Consider the following 17,461-nt stretch of genomic DNA (forward strand, 5'->3'; position numbering starts at 1 on the left):
TATTAATGCGAGGGCAAAGTTTCTAAAAAAATATAAGTTTCATTTTCATAATCCATTTGGCAAAAGTAATGATTGATTCCATTGGTAATCATTAAATAATCTGCTTTTAATGCCATATTGTACCTGGCGATTTGATCGAAAGTTTGCTGTGTAATGTTTACGCTTGGCGCTTTACATTCTACAATAAGCTCAATTGTTCCATTCGAAGAAAAAGAAACTATATCATACCGTTTTAGAATACCGTTGACTTGAATTTGACGTTCTTCATTCAGTAAATCTTTTGAATAATTCTTTTCTGAGATCAAAAAATGAACGCAATGCTGTCTAACCCATTCTTCAGGGTTGAGGACTAAATATTTTTTACGTAAAATTGAAAATATAGCAGGCTTATTTTCTTTACTTTTGAATTTGAACGAATACTCTGGAAAATCCAATTTTTGCATAATTCAAAGAAACAAAATTGAAACTAGTTGAAGCTTAACCTATGAAGGATTTTAAATCTATACTTTCTGACCTTGATAAGCGTAAATTTTCTCCTATCTATTTTTTAGTAGGAGAAAGGGATACTTTTTTTGTTGACCTCATCGCTGATAAAATCGAAGAAACTGTACTTACAGAAGATGAAAAAGCTTTCAACCAAAGTATTTTATACGGTAAAGATGTTACTGTAGAGGATATTGTAGGTCAAGCTAAACAATATCCAATGATGGCTGACCACCGAGTTATTATTGTAAGGGAAGCTCAATCCTTGCTAAAAAACTTAGACAGTTTGATACCTTATTTGGACCAACCACAGCAAAGTACCGTTTTGGTGTTTTGCATAAAGTACAAAAAAATGGATGGGCGATCTAAGGTCACAAAACTGCTAAAAAAAGAAGCTGTTTATTTTGAGACTAAACCACTTTACGACAATCAGGTGCCACAATGGATTTCGGAAACACTTCATGCTTCTGGATATTCAATAGCTCCTAAAGCATCGGAAATGCTTGTTGAATTTTTGGGAAACAATCTTTCTCATATTCACAAGGAGCTCGAGAAACTTCAGCATATTCTTACAAAAGGCTCGAAAATTACACCAGAGCTTATTGAAGAGAATATTGGAATAAGCAAGGATTTCAACAATTTTGAATTGACAAAAGCAATAGGAGTAAAAGATGAAGTAAAGGCACAACAAATCGTGGCTTACTTTGCACAAAATTCAAAAAACCACCCTATAGTGCTTACTACGGCTCAACTCAACTCTTTTTTTAATAAACTTTTACGCTATCATGCTTTAAAAGATAAATCTCAAAACGCAGCAGGAAGAGCGCTGGGAGTGAATCCTTTTTTTGTAAAAGACTTTAGTTTTGCTGCTCAAAAATATTCAATGAAAAAAGCAAGTAACGCTATTGCGCTTATTCGTGAAGTTGATATGAAAAGTAAAGGAGTAAAAGCTTCGCAGATTTCTAATGGCGATTTATTAAAAGAATTACTCGTAAAGTTGATGCGCTAGTTTTCTTTCGCTCTCAATTCATCAATTTTTTTGCTGATATCGTCTGCCTCTTTAAGTTTAGCATCAGACTTTTGGCGATTGCTTTTAGATAAATCAAAAGCTTCTTTCTGAAGTTTTTTATACATATCCTGAAGCTTTTCTAGTTCTGTTTTCTTTTTGAATAATCCAAACATAATTTTTTATTTACAATATCCTATTTCAGAATCGATTTCATCTCTACACGGAAGTTAAATTAACTAAAGATTATTGACGAATGAAGTTTAACGGATTAAAGAAATATTTCCGCTGTAAATTTCATCATTAATCTTAATGCGATACCAATAGTCATCTGAAGGCAAGTTTCTCCCATTGTAAGTTCCATTCCATTGGAAAGGCGCTTCATTACTTTGGATTAATACTTTTCCAAATCTATCAAAAATGATAACTTCAAATTCATCGAAATTGGTATCGCCACCGATCTGAAAGACATCATTAATGTTATCTCCATTGGGGGTTAAAAATTTGGGAATTAAAATGTATACAAAGTCTTCCGTAACTATCTTACAGCCATTATTTTCTCTTACATAAATCGTGTATAATCCACCCGATAAATCCCTGAAAACAGGTTCATCCTGAAAGTTGATTCCATCTATGGAATAGCTGAAGTCTCCTTCTGTAGATAATTCAATAATTAACGAATCATCGATTTGAGAGATATTTGAAATTACAGGATTGACAAAATTTTCAACAAAATAAGTTTTGGAAACCGTACAACCATCTTCAGTAATCAATTGAAGATTATAAGCTCCAGCACTGTCTACAGTTATAGAATTACCAGTTTCTCCATTACTCCATAGGTATTGCACATCAGGAAAATTCTCACTCAAAGTCACACTTTCATTTTCACAAACCCTAAGAGTTTCATCATTAAGATTTGGAGTATCAAAATCAGTATATTGGATAGCTACACGATTTGGATTTGTGCAATTTCCCTCAGTAGTTGTTGCTTCTGCAAAAAAAGTACCATTGCTTTCTGGACTATAGATAAAACTGTTCTGTTCGAGAAGGACTCCTCCTGTAGGGCTATCGTACCAATTCACTTTTATATTTGGATTGCTTTGTACCGCAATACTTGTTATTTCCTCACCGCAGCTTGTCACATCTCCAAGACTCACAGGGTTAATAAACTCGATCAAATTAACTTCAAAGACAGAAGAAATACTATTGCAAGTAATGCTACTTACATTAGCAACATCTTCAGCAACAAGTGTTCTATAAAATTGATTGGTACTTACTTCAGGAATTATTAATTCGTCTGTAGTTTCCCCTGGAATATTGGACCAGTTTTCACCATCCTGACTATTTTGCCATTGGTAATTCGGAGTTTTATAAATATTGATTTCAGTACTAGCTTTTAAAACTAAATCGGTCAAGGATTCATCTTCGCAAAACTGAAGGTTGTTTACTCCGCTTTCATTTACGATTTCGGTTAAGTCACCACAAGACTTGAATATGATGTCATCTATTGCTAAATCATTTCCACAGCCACCTACGCCATTATTCAACATTTTTAAAATCACGGAGTCTTGTCCAGGTAATGTTGTAAAGGTCAATGCAAATGGTCTCCAAATTGGAGAACTTGTTCCAAAAATATCACCAGTATCTCCTTCAGCAAGAAGTTCAGTATCTGTTTCATCCCAGATTTGAAATCTCACATTGACCGGAATTTCATTAGAGGTGCAAGCGTTTGAAGCTGAGTCGTAGACATTCATCAGAAATGCAGAAAATTCGTAAGAGTTATTAATGCACAGTCCTCCTATAGGAATTTGATAAAATAAACCTGAATCAAACGCTGCATTTATAATCAAAGCTTTCCCATTTGGGTTTCCAGTGTGGTCTGTTGCATTGTGAAAACTCCCAAGTTGCATCAAGTTAGAAGAAACCGTGTATTGACCATCCAATGGAGCCTGATTTACGAATTCATAGGATGTAATATCGACCGGTAATGGCGGACCAATTGTAGTTCCTTGACCAAAATCTTCTTCAAAAATGGGATCGCCGCTATTCCCTTGACAAAACCCGAGTTGAGCTTGCGTTGTTGTATGAACACCGAAACCAAAAATTAAAAAAAGCAGCAGCGTTTTGTTCAAAATAAAATTTTAAATAAGGAATCATTGTCACTGTTTATCCCATAATGTTATAGCCACCGTCTACATGTCTTATTTCTCCTGTGGTTCTACCGTTAGGTCTCAATAAATTGAGTACTTCATAGGCTAAGTCTTCAGGCAATGCATTGCCGAGCGGGCTTTTTTGATGAGCAAATTCCACGTCTTTTTCGTTCAAAGTTGCATTACCCGCTTTACTTCCCATATAAGGAGAGAACCGAATGCAATTGACTCTAGTACCGTTTTTTCGCCCCATTTCATCTGCAAGTTCAACGGTAATTCGCTCTAAAGCAGCCTTTGCGATACTTATGTTTCTGTAAGGATGAAAAGTCACTTTTGAAGCAGCTATATAACTTAGGGAGCAAATGGACGCATCAGCATTCAAAAGATTATTTTTAAATAAATGACTGGTAAGACTAATTAATGAAAAAGCAGATACTTCCATAGTGTCGCAAAATTCTTTAAAGGTTACATCCAATAAAGGTTTTACAACTTTATTTCTGATGGTCTTGTCCATTGCAATGGCATGAAGAAAACCATCAATCTTAATTTTTTTCGCTTTCAATTGGTTGCAGAAGTCTTCAATACTTGCATCTAATGATACGTCTAGAATTTCTGTCGGTGTATCTTTCCCTAGCTCTTTATGGACACTTTCCTGAAAGTCCTTAAAATTTTGATCTAAAAATGCTTTAGCCTTTTCAGATAAATTTTCATGAAATTTGCTAACTCCAAGACCAGTGCAAATGACTTGTCCACCGTTTTCTTTAATCTTTTTGGCCACATACATGGCCAATGAGTGCTCATCTGCAATTCCTGTGATGAGATATGTTTTACCTTTAAGCATATGTTATTAGTTTTAAATTACCATTTGTAGAGTGCAGTACCCCAAGTCCATCCTGCTCCAACTGCTGCAAAAAGCAATAGATCGTCTTTTTTAAATTTGTTTGCTTTATGAACTTCGTCCAACACCAAAGGAATAGTTGCACCCGAAGTATTGGCATAACGATCCATATTGGTCATGACTTTTTCAAAAGGCATATTGATTTGTTTGGCAATGGATTTTAAAATACCAATGCTAGGTTGGTGTGGAATCAAAAAGCTGACATCGTCTATAGATGTTTTAGTTTTATGAAGAAGTTCGTGAATTGACTCAGGAACAACCTTAGTTGCTGTATCAAAAACTTCCTTTCCATTCATTTGGAAATAATGCATCTTTTTTTCCAGAGTTTCTTTGGAAGCAGGAGTTTCAGAACCTCCACCGGGAATGGTGAAATGTTCTTTTCCGCGACCATCAGAATGCAGATTAAATTCTATAAATCCTTTGTCTTCTTCAGTTTCACTTAAAATCAATGCTCCAGCGCCATCTCCAAAAAATACTGAATCTCTTCGTTCCCAGTCTATGATGTTGGAAAATGTATCGGCACCGATGACTAAAACATTATTATACACTCCGTTTTTTACAAATTGGTATCCAACAGAAATGGTAAACAATGCTCCGGAACAAACAGCCGCCACATCAAAAGCAACAGCGTTGAAGGCTTTCATTTTTTCTTGAACAAAACATGCACAGGAAGGAGCTTGCCGATCTGGAGTCGTGGTGGCCACGATGATAAGATCGATATCTTCGACCTTTAAATTTGCGTTTTCTACGGCATCCAATCCAGCTTTGTAGGCTAGATCACTTGTTGCTTCATCTTCGGCGATACGTCGCTCTTTGATTCCAAGTTTGTTATAAATCCATTCGTCAGAAGAACCAACTTTTTCAAAAAAAGAGTTCGGTACTATTTTAGGTGGTACATAAGCTCCAGTTCCGCTTATAAAAACATTAGGCATACAATGGTTTTTGAATGTTGAATGGGGAAATTTAAGTTTTTAAATGAATTTTAAGAATGAATCGCTTGCAAGTCTTTGAATTTTAACATTTATCCTGATTAAATTTTAGGATTGAAATAAGTCAGAGGATAAGTAACGGTCACCTCTGTCACAGATTATGCTAACCACAACGCCGTGGTCTAACTCTTCACAAAGTTTAACGGCGGCGGCGGTCGCACCACCTGAGCTCATTCCAGAAAATATTCCTTCTTTTTCAGCTAAGTATCTAGCCATCTTTGTGGCTTCTTCTTGATTTACTTCATAAATATGATCGACTCGATTTGGGTCATAAATTTTAGGCAAATATTCTTCTGGCCATTTGCGAATTCCTGGAATTTTAGTTCCTTCAGCTGGATGAACACCTATAAGTTGAATATCTTTATTTTTCTCTTTCAGAAACCTGGAAGTTCCCATGATAGTGCCGGTCGTTCCCATTGAAGAAACGAAATGTGTCACTTTATGATCTGTATCTCTCCAAACTTCCGGACCTGTAGTTTTATAATGTGCTTTCCAGTTATCTTCATTTGCAAATTGATTGAACATATAATAATTGCCAGTTTTCATCTTTTCCTCAGCATAATCTCTGGAGTACATAATTCCTTTTTCACCTTCAGTTAAAGTGACTTTTGCACCATAAGCTCTCATGGTCTGAACACGTTCTAAAGTAGCATTATCAGGCATCACAAGTTCTATATCTAGCCCAAAAATTCCTGCAACCATCGCTAGTGCAATGCCTGTATTTCCGCTTGTAGGTTCAATAAGCTTTGTGTTTTGGTTAATATCTCCACGTTCAAGAGCTGATTTTATCATATTGTAAGCTGCCCTGTCTTTTACACTTCCACCTGGATTTTGACCTTCAAGCTTGAGGTAAAGCTTCACATTTGGATTTTTCACTAAAGTTTTTGACTCTACTATGGGTGTATTTCCTATAAGGTCTAATATGCTTTTACTCATCATTCATTATTTTCATTAATTTTCATCATCATTTTATGGGTTACTGTAGACTTGTTATCTACAGACTTAGTTAACCAAACATTACCACCAATCGTTGAACCTTCTCCTATAATGGTCTTGCCACCAAGTATTGTCGCGTTAGCGTAGATGGTCACATCACTTTTGATTGTAGGATGACGCTTAATATTTCTAAGATTTTTATCAACTAGTAGAGCACCAAGAGTAACACCCTGATAAATCTTTACGCGATCTTCAATCTCACAGGTTTCACCAATAACTACTCCTGTAGCATGGTCTATAAAAAAAGGATTTCCAATTTTCGCCCCGGGATTTATATCAGTACCTGTTGAAGTATGTGCACATTCTGACATCAATCGTGGTACGATAGGCAATCCAAACTCTAATAAGGCATTGCTTAATCGGTAAATAGCTATAGCATAAAAGCCTGGATAGGCTAAATATACCTCGTCAATTGAATTTGCTGCAGGGTCATTATCTTTAATAAAACAGGCATCTTTGTTGAGTTTTCGAAGAATTTCCGGAAGCTTTTTCATGAAATCTGTCCAAATTTCCCGACAAGGATCTTCTTCCTTGAAACAAACTAAATCTGCCAGATTTTTGAATTGCTTTTCCAATTCATCCATGCCATTTGTAACATCTGTTTCTTTGTCAAAAAGCGTTAAAAAAAGTTGATCTGTAAACTTTTTAGTCTCGCTCTTGATTCGATATAAGTTAGAAACCTTAGCTTTCTCAACTTCTATTTCTTTAATAATATTTTGCTTAATTGTGGTTGCCATAATACATATTTAAACAATAAAGAATTTATTTAAAAATTGTTTTAAATATGTGAAAGTAAGAGTTCAATCGCTAAGAATGACTTTCAGATCTTAATTTTAAACTTACTTTACAATTTCTGAAGATCTCATCGATAGATTAAAAGTGATATTTGCATAAAAAAAGATGCCAAAGGTTTTAATAATAGGAGCAGGGTTAAGTGGTTTAACTTCAGCTTACGCTTTAAAGGATTCAGAATATGATGTAGAAATTTTAGAAGCCAGACCAAGACTAGGTGGTCGTATTTATACAAAAGAGGTCAACTCTTGCCAGCTAGAGTTGGGGGCAACATGGTTTGGTCCTCAACACACAAGTCTTATGGCTCTTGTTAATCAATTGGAAATTCCATTTAAAACACAAGAAAATGGAAGGGAGGCCATTTATGATTTTCGACCTAAGGGCCACTTAGAACGCTTTCAAATCCCAAATCAAGAATCATCTACATTCAAATTTAAAGCTGGATCTTCAACTCTTATAAATGCTTTGTTTCACAAACAAACCAGCAAAGTTCATTTTAATGAAAACGTAAAATCTATCAGTTATTTTGATTCTTTCGTTGTTCAAACTGAGAAAAATCAATTTAAAGCCGATTACCTTATACTCACAATTCCTTTGCAACTGATTGCAGATACTATTGAATTTGAGCCGGGATTGCCTCAGTCATTTCAAGACTTGATTTCAAACACACATACCTGGATGTCAGATTCCATTAAATTCTCAGTGGCGTTTGATTCAGATTTTTGGAAAAACGATAGATATATAGGAACATTGATGAGTCCTCAGCAAATCGTTCAAGAAATGTATGACCATAGTGATAAGGATCGTGAACAGAATGCACTTGTTGGTTTCTTAAATGCAGGTTATTCTGTACTTACAGAAGAAAACAGAAGAGATAGACTTTTCAATCAATTAAGCGACACCTTCAATCAAAAGACATTTGATATAAAAGCTTATGCAGATGTAAACTGGAGAAACGAAGCCTTTACAATCCATAAGCAGGCACAAGCTCTTGTTCCCCATCAAAACAATGGGAATCCTAAGTTAAGAGAAGGGTTTTTTGGGGATCGCCTATATTTTTCAGCATCGGAGACTGCTGCACAAACTCCAGGTTATATGGATGGTGCTGTACATCGTGGGATGGAAGTCGCAAAATTGCTTGTGAAAAAGTTAGGATGACGCTTTTTTATTGATTTCAGAGATTTTCTCCAAAAGATATAAGTAGTCTTCCCGATTGTTGACAAAATCTAGATCTGTAATTTCTATAATTTTCACATCGATTTTATTCTGAGAGTTGAAAAAATTCAAATATCCTTCATGTATATTTTTGAGATAGTCTGGAGTTATGTTCTGCTCATAATCACGACCTCTTTTTTTGATGTTACTCAGCAAACGATCAATATTTTGATAGAGATAGACATAAACATCTGGCTTTGGAACATCGCTGTACATGATGTTGAATATCTTCTTGTATAATGCATATTCATCCTCTTGAAGAGTCACTTTCGAAAAAATAAGTGATTTATTAGGATTATAGTCAGAAATAGCAAAATCTGAAAATAAGTCCAATTGTGAGATATCATCCATCAATTGCTGATGACGATCTGCTAGAAAAGACATTTCTAAAGGGAATGCAAATCTCGTCTGATCTTCATAAAACTTAGGTAAAAATGGATTGTCTTTGAAACGTTCCAAAATCAACTTTCCATTAAAATCCTCAGCGATCATTTCAACCAAACTTGTTTTTCCAGAACCTATATTACCTTCAATTGTTAAATAATTCACTTGTCTAAACGATGCAACTTTGGGCTCCAGTTTATCTGCAACAGTTTCAATGGGGGAATCATCTTCACTTTTTTCAACCAAAACAGAAATGGGTTGATTCAAGGTAGGGTGATTCATTTTTGGAACTAAATCAGACAAAGGATATAAAACAAAATTTCTCTCAGTAAGTTTTGGGTGGGGAATCGTAAGTTGGCTGGTTTCAATAATTGAATTTCCATAAAACAATATATCAAGATCTATTGTTCTGGCCTGGTAACCTGTTTTAGATGTTCTTACTCTCCCAAGGTTTAGTTCAATTGTCAAAAGTTTTTCTAAAGTAACTTCAGCAGAAAATCTGGTTTTTACCTCAATTACAGCATTCAAAAAATCTTCACCTTCAAACCCCCAGGCCGGTGTTTTATATATTTTTGAAACTCGTGTGACATCACCTACTGTGTTGTAAACTGCATCAATTGATTCTATAAGCCAATGTAATTTGTCGCCTTGGTTACTTCCTAAAGCAATATACGTAGTGGTGGTCCTATTCAATTTGTTAAGAAAATTTTAATGAATATTGATTTACAATCGACTGCAAAATGGATTGAATTTAAAATTTACAGCTTAGATTTGCCACAAAGGTAAATATCAAATCCAATTATAGTTGACGGCATTACAAAAAATTTCTGCAGATCGCATTTACTTAATACTTGCTGCATTATTCATAACATCTTTGGTCGTTTCCAATCTAATTTTTCAAAAATTTTTCTATTGGGATTTTTTTGGACTTTATAGATTTGAAATTTCAGTAGGCGTGTTACCTTATCCAATCACATTTTTAATCACAGACTCCATAAGTGAGATTTACGGTAAAAAGAAAGCCAACCAAGTTGTAACCATTGGAATTTTTGCTTCCGTTTTTTCACTCCTTATTATTTTGGTAGCAAATGCGGTTCCAGCTACATCTTGGGCACCAGTGGGTGACGAAGTTTTTAGTAATGTTTTTGGTTCTACAACTATTGCAGTGGCAGCTTCAATGATGGCCTATCTTCTAGCACAATATGTTGATATCTACGTATACCATTTTTGGAAAAAATTGACCAAAGGGAAATACCTCTGGTTAAGGAATAACTTCTCAACATTCTCATCACAATTTGTAGATACTTTTGCAGTAGTTTTTCTTCTTTCAGTTTTTGGAGAATTGGAATGGGATCTTTTTGGTGGTCTGCTCTTGAGTGGTTTTCTTTTTAAGGCTCTTATTGCTCTTCTTGATACACCCCTCTTATATTTGGTGGTGTATTTGTTTCGAAAAAAATTTAATCTTAAGCAAGGCGAAGAGCTTCAAGAATCCTAATTTCCTAAAATTGAACAATTCTAAATTTTAATTCTTTTTTTGGTATAAACGAGAAGCCATTACGTAATTTTAGCTTCAAATTATTACTTATGAAAAAGGCTTTTAAGATTATTGGTGTTGTTATTTTAATACTCATCATTGCTTTGTTTCTTACCCCAATATTATTCAAAGGGAGCATAGAAAAAATGGTTAAAAAGGCTGCTAATGATAATGTAAATGCTCAGATTGAATGGGCTTCCTTAGATTTAAGTTTGTTTAGAAATTTTCCTAACGCAAGTTTGAGGCTTGAAGATGTGAGTGTGATAAATAAATCCCCATTCGAGGGAGATACATTAGTTTACGCCAAAAACTTTAATATAGCCATGGGAGTTATGCAGCTTTTTAAAGATGAAGGCTTGAAAGTCGACCAAATATATTTAAATGAAGCCTTGATCAATGTGAAGGTGGATTCTCTTGGCAATTCTAATTATGATATTGCTAAAACTACTGAAGCTTCGGAAACTTCAGAAAATACTGAAACAAAAAAAACTGAAAAACCATTTCAACTCAATTTAAATCATTACGAAATCAATTCATCTACGATTAATTACTTAGATGAAAGTGGAAATATCTTTCTAAAGCTCAAGGAATTTAATCATAGTGGTGATGGGAACTTTGCGGAATCTGTTTTTACTCTTAAAACACATACCGATTCTAAAGTCTCTTTTGATTTTGATGGAACCAATTATTTAAAAGACAATTCTATAGTTTTAGATGCAGACCTCGAAATGGATTTGGAAAATATGAAGTTCACATTTCTAGACAATGAAGTTCTTGTAAATCAATTACCATTAGAATTTGAAGGTTATGTTCAGTTATTTGAAAATTATAATGACATAGATCTTCAGTTTTCTACGCCTTCATCAGATTTTAAAAACTTTTTGGCTTTGATTCCTGAAGCTTACGCTTCCAACCTTGATGGAGTGACTACAACAGGCGATTTTAAATTAAACGGAATTATTAAAGGTAAAGTGGATGAGACGTATATCCCAACTTTAGATATTACAGCTTCAAGTTCAAATGCTTCTTTTCAATACACCGATCTGCCCAAAAAAGTTGATGATATTTCACTTAATATTGAACTAAAAAATGAAAGTGGACTTGTTGAAGATACATACATCAATTTTAACGATGTCAAATTCAGAATAGACCAGGATCGTTTTGCAGGAAATGGCTCTATTAAAAATTTGACTACCAATATGCTTGTTGATCTTCAAGCTAAAGGGAGGTTGAATTTGGCAAACCTTAAAAAAGCTTATCCTATTGATTTAGAACAAGATTTAAGTGGGTTTTTAGATGTTGATTTGGTGACCAATTTTGACATGAATTCCATAGAACAGGAAGCTTACGATAAGGTAGTTGCAAAAGGTTTACTTCAACTATCAAAATTTGATTATAACTCTCCAGATTTAGCTAAACCTATACATATTGAGATGGCTACTGTCAATTTTACGACTAAAGCAATTCAATTGAACAAATTTGAGATGGTAGCGGGTTCGACTGATTTAAAAATGAATGGAAACTTAAGTAATCTGATGGGTTTTGCTTTTGCAGACAAACCTTTGAAAGGAACTTTTGATGCAACATCTCAAAACTTCAATATTGCTGATTTTATGGTGAAAAGCGATACTGAAGTAGCAGCTTCTGGAAATTCAAATTCTGACGAAACGATAGAGACAACTGAGAAGACAGAGGAAATTAAGATTCCAGATTTTTTAGACATCGTTTTAAACTTTAGAGCTGAAAATGTGATTTATGATAACCTGAACCTTAAGAACGTTACAGGCAGCATGGCTTTACAGAATGAAAGTGCAGTCTTAAATAATATTAATGCAGATATTTTTGGTGGAAATATCAAATTAAACGGTAGTGTTTCTACAAAAGAGAACACTCCCAATTTTGATATGAAAATGAGTTTGAATACCATCAAAATTATAGAAGCTGTACAGCAGATGGAGTTGATTAAAGGACTAGCCCCAATTGCACAAGTGCTCAATGGTGTCGCAACAACTAGTATCAATCTGAAAGGGGATTTGACCAAAGATTTGATGCCAATATATACTTCATTAGCAGGTGATGCTTTAGCTACTATACTCAATGCCGAGGTAGATCAAAGCAAAATGGCTTTAGTATCCAATCTTAATAACCAATTTAAACTTTTAAATTTTGACAAGTACAAAATCAAAGACTTAGTGGCAAAATTGAATTTTAAAAATGGAGCTATCAATGCAGATAATTTTGATTTTAATCTTGATGATGTTAAAGTGGATGTCTCTGGAAGTCATTCGTTTGACAATACAATGAATTATAATCTAAAATTTAATATTCCAGCAAAATATTTTGGTGATGAAATAGGGGGCCAACTTGCTCAATTGAGCAATATCGATATAAGTAAATTCAATGTAGATGTGCCCGTAAATCTTTCAGGTTCATTTGCAAGTCCAAAAATTAATTTGAGTATGGACAAAGCCATTTCTAGTCTGACCAATCAAATTATTCAAGCACAGAAAGAAAAGGCAACAAATCAAGTTAAAGATAAAATTGGAAAAGAAATCAATAATTTGTTAGGAGGCGATAAAAAGCCAAAAGATTCAACTTCTACCTCTCAAGAGGAAGTTAAGGAAAATGTCAAAAACGCCTTACAAGGACTATTTAAAAAGAAAAAGAATAATTAAAAAGGCCTGTTTTCATACATTCAAATAGTTGATCCATTTATGTTTAATATTCAAAATCCTCATATTTATCCAGAATCTATAGCAAGTGAGGTCAATCTGGCTTTGAGCTATTTTCCTCAATTAAAGGAGACGTCAATTACGTTTAAGTTTAAATCAGATATAAAAAAATCTACGATGCAAGCTCAGCCAGACTTCAAAAGTTTGTTGAAACCAAGGGCTAAGCGCAAATATTTTATTTTTATAAGTGAAAAATTTAAAATTTCTGGTCAGGAATTTAAAACTATAAATGTTCCAATTGAAGTCTTAATTGGTTGGTTGGGCCACGAATTAGGTCATATTTTGGATTATCAACATCGTGGTAAATTCAATATGATTTGGTTTGGTATCAAGTATTTATATCTTGAAAAACATATCGTTGAGGCCGAAAGAGCAGCAGATACTTTCGCTGTAAACCAAGGTATGGAAGACTATATTCTGAAGACCAAAAATTTCATACTCGACCACGCAGATATTGATGAAAACTACAAGAAAAGAATTAAACGATATTATTTATCACCAGAGGAAATTATGGAAATTGTGCAAGAGCGCTAGTTAGTGCTTTTGTACAAAATTTTCCCATTCACCGAATTTTTCCACGTTCATAACCCGTTCCATTTTTACCTGTCCACCTTTTTTCTTATTTCTGGCATTCCAGTTATAAAACACATCAGGTTTTACAAGATTGACTTTGACGCCTTTTAGAGCCTTGGTTCTCGCCACCTCGTAATTTTTGTTAGCAGATTTCAAAGCCTTATCAAGCGCTTCAGCTACTTCAGATGAGTCTAAACTTGTATCTGAAGTGCCTAAGTACCAAAAATGATAAAACTCGTTATCATCTGCACGTTTGGCGCAAATGGTATATTCTGATACTTCCATATCAAATTGATTTCCCAATTCCTTCATGGCTGCATCCATTTTGTTGACAGATAATTGAGAACCAACGGTATTTAAGAAGAATTTTGTTCTTCCTGTTATCCTTATTTCAGCTTTTTCAACATCTGTAAATTGTATGGTATCTCCAATGCTATATCTCCAAGCACCACTCACCGTACTAATGATCAATACATAATCCTGATCAAGTTCTACATCCTCGATAGATATACTCGGAGAGTCGGCTTTTAGAGAACCATCTTGGTTTATGTATTCCGGTTTAAATGGTATAAATTCGAAGAATATTCCATTGTCGGTCAACAATTGCATAGCATCTGTCTCAGGACGAGTTTGCAAGGCAATAAAACCTTCTGAAGCTAAATAAGTATCAATGACATGAACATGTTTTCCAGTCAAGCGTTTAAAGCTTTTTTCATAAGGACCAAATGCTACACCTCCTGTGGTATAGACTTTTAAGTTTGGCCATATATCGTGAATGTTATCCACCTTATGATATTCAATGACTTTTTCCATCATCAATTCCATCCATGACGGTATGCCACTCAAGGCTCCAATATCCCAGGTTTTAGCATTTTCAGCAATTTTCTGGACGCGTTCATCCCAATCGTCAATTTTAGAAATTTCTTCCCCTGGTTTATAGAATCCACGGAACCAAAATGGAATTCGACTTGCGCTTATGCCACTAATCTCACCTTCTAAGTGATCATTGTTTTCCTGGAGTTCAGTTGAACTTCCCAACATCATTATTTCCTTTTCAAAAAAATCGGAAGGCAAATCAAAGTTTTCTATTGCTAATATCTGTTTGATTCCTGCATTTTTGATAGCCTCTATCATGTCATCCGTTACTGGAATACGCTTGCTGGTTTTACCAGTTGTGCCAGAACTCAAGGCAAAATAATCTGGATTTCCTGGCCACGTTACATTACTTACACCCTCATGAAGTTTATGCCACCAATCGTTGTGTATTTTATCATAATCAAAGTAAGGGATAGTTGACTTGAAATTCTTGTAGGGGTCTACTGAATTTAAAATTTTTGAAAATTCAAAATGATTTCCAAATTCTGTTTTTTTTGCTTTTTCTAGCAAAAAATTTAAAGTCTCTTTTTGATTTTTAATGTGATCAGTCTCTGGGGAAATAGAGTTCCTTAGGTTTATTACTCCTTTTATAATATTACCAATTATAGCCATGATTACTTTTTGAATGACTTGATCTCGTCATTGTGTTTAAATAATTTGATTTTGTGCAAAACTTATTCCTAAATTTTGAATTTTTAAACTGATTTTAAAAGCTATCGTTTAAGATTTCTAGAATCTGAATCGCTGCATCACTGATCCTGCTCCCAGGGCCAAATACTGCTACTGCACCAGCATCAAATAAAAATTTATAGTCTGCGGAAGGAATTACTCCACCTACAATCACCATAATATCTTCTCGTCCAAGTTTTTTGAGTTCAGCAATAACTTCAGGCACCAGAGTTTTGTGACCTGCTGCCAGAGAAGATACACCAAGAATATGAACGTCATTTTCTACTGCTTGTCTAGCAGCTTCCTGTGGTGTTTGAAACAAGGGTCCAATATCTACATCAAAACCAACGTCGGCATAACCTGTAGCAACTACTTTTGCTCCTCTGTCGTGGCCATCCTGTCCCATTTTAGCAATCATAATTCTCGGACGGCGACCTTCTTTTTCTGCAAACTCATCGGCTAGAGCCTGTGCTTTGCTAAAGGATTTATCTGTTTTCATTTCTTTGCTGTATACTCCACTAAATGATTGAATTTTGGCTTGGTGTCTGCCATACACTTCTTCCAGAGCATCACTTATTTCGCCAAGTGTAGCTCTTTCTCTGGCTGCAACTACTGCAGCTTTTAGCAGATTACCATTTTCTTCTTTAGCAATGCGTGTGAGTTCCTGTAGGCTTTTCTTTACTTTTTCATCATTGCGTTCTGCTTTAATTTTCGAAAGCTTCTCCAGCTGCTGTCTTCTCACAGTTTGATTATCTACTTCCAGAGTAACGATAGGATCTTCCTGCTTTAATCTGTAGGCATTGATCCCGATGATCTTATCAGTTCCGCTATCAATTCTGGCCTGCTTCTTCGCGGCCGCTTGTTCTATTCTTAGCTTAGGAATTCCAGCTTCAATTGCTTTGGTCATTCCTCCAAGTTCTTTGACTTCTTCAATATGCTTCCAGGCTTGTTGAGCAATATCGTGTGTCAATTTTTCAACATAGTAACTTCCAGCCCAAGGATCTACAGTTTTTGTAATCCCTGTTTCTTCCTGAAGGTAAATTTGTGTATTTCGTGCTATCCTTGCGGAAAAATCTGTTGGTAGAGCAATAGCTTCATCCAGTGCATTGGTGTGTAAACTTTGAGTTCCGCCCAAGGCAGCAGCAGTTGCTTCAATACAGGTTCTTGCGACGTTATTAAACGGATCTTGTTCGGTTAACGTCCAACCACTAGTCTGCGAGTGTGTTCTCAAGGCTAATGATTTTGGATTTTTAGGTTTAAAATCTTTTACCATTTTAGCCCAGAGCATTCTTGCCGCCCTCATTTTGGCGATTTCCATAAAATGATTCATGCCAATTCCCCAGAAAAATGAAAGTCTTGGAGCAAAAGTGTCGATGTCCATACCTGCATCCAATCCTTTTTTGATGTATTCCAGTCCGTCTGCGAGGGTATAAGCCAATTCGATATCTGCGGTAGCCCCAGCTTCCTGCATATGATAACCAGAAATACTAATGCTATTAAACTTTGGCATATTTTGAGAAGTAAATTCAAAAATATCTGAAATTATTTTCATTGAAGGTGTTGGCGGATAGATGTAAGTATTTCTAACCATAAACTCTTTTAGGATGTCATTTTGTATGGTTCCTGAAAGTTGTTCTTGTTTTATACCAGTTTCTTCAGCAGCTGCAATATAGAAAGCCATAATAGGCAAGACAGCACCGTTCATAGTCATGGATACAGACATCTTGTCCAGCGGAATTTGGTCAAACAAGACCTTCATGTCTTCAATTGTATCTATGGCCACCCCAGCTTTTCCAACATCACCAACGACCCGTTCATGATCGCTATCGTATCCTCTGTGGGTGGGTAAATCGAAAGCTACTGAAAGTCCTTTCTGGCCTGCAGCAAGATTTCTTCTATAAAAAGCATTGCTTTCCTCAGCAGTAGAGAAACCAGCATATTGCCTGATGGTCCAGGGCCTTCTGACGTACATCGTTGAATATGGTCCGCGTAAGTTTGGAGCCAATCCCGCTACAAAATCTCTATGCTCTATTTTGTCCAGATCTTCTTTGGCATATGAAGACTTGATGTTTATTTGTTCTGCAGTTTTAAATTTTGATGACTCGATATGCTCTTTACGAGGAGTCGATTTTAGAGTCATCTGCTGTATATCCTTTCTTTCCAT

Annotated in this window: 15 protein-coding genes; 5 read left to right on the plus strand and 10 right to left on the minus strand. The window is 35.2% G+C overall.

Features of this window, described 5'->3' with window-relative positions:
• Nucleotides 1–2 precede the first annotated feature (2 nt).
• Entirely contained in the window at nt 3–443 is a 441-nt protein-coding gene (locus tag LB449_RS06165) for a type I restriction enzyme HsdR N-terminal domain-containing protein (protein WP_224454193.1), read from the minus strand.
• A 41-nt stretch (nt 444–484) separates the two neighbouring features.
• Here LB449_RS06165 and holA point away from each other — a divergent pair, with 41 nt between their 5' ends.
• Entirely contained in the window at nt 485–1,492 is a 1,008-nt protein-coding gene (gene holA, locus LB449_RS06170) for a DNA polymerase III subunit delta (protein WP_224454194.1), read from the plus strand.
• Here holA and LB449_RS06175 read toward each other — a convergent pair.
• The 6 genes from LB449_RS06175 to LB449_RS06200 form a co-directional block, all read right to left on the minus strand.
• Nucleotides 1,489–1,665 (minus strand): Lacal_2735 family protein, encoded by a 177-nt coding sequence (locus LB449_RS06175; RefSeq protein WP_224454195.1) that lies wholly within the window; start codon nt 1,663–1,665, stop codon nt 1,489–1,491. The genes holA and LB449_RS06175 overlap by 4 nt on opposite strands.
• 87 nt (nt 1,666–1,752) lie before the next feature.
• On the minus strand, nt 1,753–3,621 hold the full coding sequence (locus LB449_RS06180) for a T9SS type B sorting domain-containing protein (protein ID WP_224454196.1): 1,869 nt from the start codon (nt 3,619–3,621) through the stop codon (nt 1,753–1,755).
• A 34-nt stretch (nt 3,622–3,655) separates the two neighbouring features.
• Entirely contained in the window at nt 3,656–4,480 is an 825-nt protein-coding gene (locus tag LB449_RS06185) for an SDR family oxidoreductase (protein ID WP_224454197.1), read from the minus strand.
• Between the two features lie 17 nt (nt 4,481–4,497).
• Nucleotides 4,498–5,469, minus strand: coding sequence for a beta-ketoacyl-ACP synthase III (locus LB449_RS06190; protein ID WP_224454198.1), 972 nt, complete (start codon nt 5,467–5,469; stop codon nt 4,498–4,500).
• Between the two features lie 105 nt (nt 5,470–5,574).
• Nucleotides 5,575–6,462, minus strand: coding sequence for a cysteine synthase CysM (gene cysM, locus LB449_RS06195; RefSeq protein WP_224454199.1), 888 nt, complete (start codon nt 6,460–6,462; stop codon nt 5,575–5,577).
• Entirely contained in the window at nt 6,462–7,259 is a 798-nt protein-coding gene (locus LB449_RS06200) for a serine O-acetyltransferase (RefSeq protein ID WP_224454200.1), read from the minus strand. Before LB449_RS06200 ends, cysM begins: the two co-directional genes overlap by 1 nt.
• A 163-nt stretch (nt 7,260–7,422) precedes the next feature.
• On the opposite strand from LB449_RS06200, the gene LB449_RS06205 reads away from it, so the two are divergent.
• The gene (locus tag LB449_RS06205) at nt 7,423–8,472 is read left to right on the plus strand and encodes a flavin monoamine oxidase family protein (RefSeq protein ID WP_224454201.1); all 1,050 of its coding nucleotides are present in this window, start codon (nt 7,423–7,425) and stop codon (nt 8,470–8,472) included.
• Here LB449_RS06205 and folK read toward each other — a convergent pair.
• Nucleotides 8,464–9,606, minus strand: coding sequence for a 2-amino-4-hydroxy-6-hydroxymethyldihydropteridine diphosphokinase (gene folK / locus LB449_RS06210; protein ID WP_224454202.1), 1,143 nt, complete (start codon nt 9,604–9,606; stop codon nt 8,464–8,466). The genes LB449_RS06205 and folK overlap by 9 nt on opposite strands.
• 112 nt (nt 9,607–9,718) lie before the next feature.
• On the opposite strand from folK, the gene LB449_RS06215 reads away from it, so the two are divergent.
• The 3 genes from LB449_RS06215 (at nt 9,719) to LB449_RS06225 (ending at nt 13,713) form a co-directional block, all read left to right on the plus strand.
• Complete coding sequence (locus LB449_RS06215) at nt 9,719–10,408, plus strand: queuosine precursor transporter (protein WP_224454203.1); 690 nt, start codon at nt 9,719–9,721, stop codon at nt 10,406–10,408.
• An 89-nt stretch (nt 10,409–10,497) separates the two neighbouring features.
• Nucleotides 10,498–13,122 (plus strand): AsmA-like C-terminal region-containing protein, encoded by a 2,625-nt coding sequence (locus LB449_RS06220; protein ID WP_224454204.1) that lies wholly within the window; start codon nt 10,498–10,500, stop codon nt 13,120–13,122.
• Between the two features lie 39 nt (nt 13,123–13,161).
• Nucleotides 13,162–13,713, plus strand: a complete 552-nt coding sequence (locus LB449_RS06225) for a hypothetical protein (RefSeq protein WP_224454205.1) — start codon at nt 13,162–13,164, stop codon at nt 13,711–13,713.
• Here LB449_RS06225 and LB449_RS06230 read toward each other — a convergent pair whose 3' ends face one another.
• Complete coding sequence (locus LB449_RS06230; protein WP_224454206.1) at nt 13,714–15,240, minus strand: GH3 family domain-containing protein; 1,527 nt, start codon at nt 15,238–15,240, stop codon at nt 13,714–13,716.
• A 94-nt stretch (nt 15,241–15,334) separates the two neighbouring features.
• Nucleotides 15,335–17,461 (minus strand): methylmalonyl-CoA mutase, encoded by a 2,127-nt coding sequence (scpA, locus tag LB449_RS06235; RefSeq protein ID WP_224454207.1) that lies wholly within the window; start codon nt 17,459–17,461, stop codon nt 15,335–15,337.

This window comes from Psychroflexus lacisalsi (assembly GCF_020164495.1).
GTDB lineage: Bacteria > Bacteroidota > Bacteroidia > Flavobacteriales > Flavobacteriaceae > Psychroflexus > Psychroflexus lacisalsi.

Bases quoted from the DNA above. Each gene is read 5' to 3' on its own strand.
- LB449_RS06165 (WP_224454193.1), bottom strand. From the start codon at position 443: ATGCAAAAATTGGATTTTCCAGAGTATTCGTTCAAATTCAAAAGTAAA.
- holA (WP_224454194.1), top strand. From the start codon at position 485: ATGAAGGATTTTAAATCTATACTTTCTGACCTTGATAAGCGTAAATTT.
- LB449_RS06175 (WP_224454195.1), bottom strand. From the start codon at position 1,665: ATGTTTGGATTATTCAAAAAGAAAACAGAACTAGAAAAGCTTCAGGAT.
- LB449_RS06185 (WP_224454197.1), bottom strand. From the start codon at position 4,480: ATGCTTAAAGGTAAAACATATCTCATCACAGGAATTGCAGATGAGCAC.
- LB449_RS06190 (WP_224454198.1), bottom strand. From the start codon at position 5,469: ATGCCTAATGTTTTTATAAGCGGAACTGGAGCTTATGTACCACCTAAA.
- cysM (WP_224454199.1), bottom strand. From the start codon at position 6,462: ATGAGTAAAAGCATATTAGACCTTATAGGAAATACACCCATAGTAGAG.
- LB449_RS06200 (WP_224454200.1), bottom strand. From the start codon at position 7,259: ATGGCAACCACAATTAAGCAAAATATTATTAAAGAAATAGAAGTTGAG.
- LB449_RS06205 (WP_224454201.1), top strand. From the start codon at position 7,423: ATGCCAAAGGTTTTAATAATAGGAGCAGGGTTAAGTGGTTTAACTTCA.
- LB449_RS06220 (WP_224454204.1), top strand. From the start codon at position 10,498: ATGAAAAAGGCTTTTAAGATTATTGGTGTTGTTATTTTAATACTCATC.
- LB449_RS06225 (WP_224454205.1), top strand. From the start codon at position 13,162: ATGTTTAATATTCAAAATCCTCATATTTATCCAGAATCTATAGCAAGT.
- LB449_RS06230 (WP_224454206.1), bottom strand. From the start codon at position 15,240: ATGGCTATAATTGGTAATATTATAAAAGGAGTAATAAACCTAAGGAAC.
- scpA (WP_224454207.1), bottom strand. From the start codon at position 17,461: ATGGAAAGAAAGGATATACAGCAGATGACTCTAAAATCGACTCCTCGT.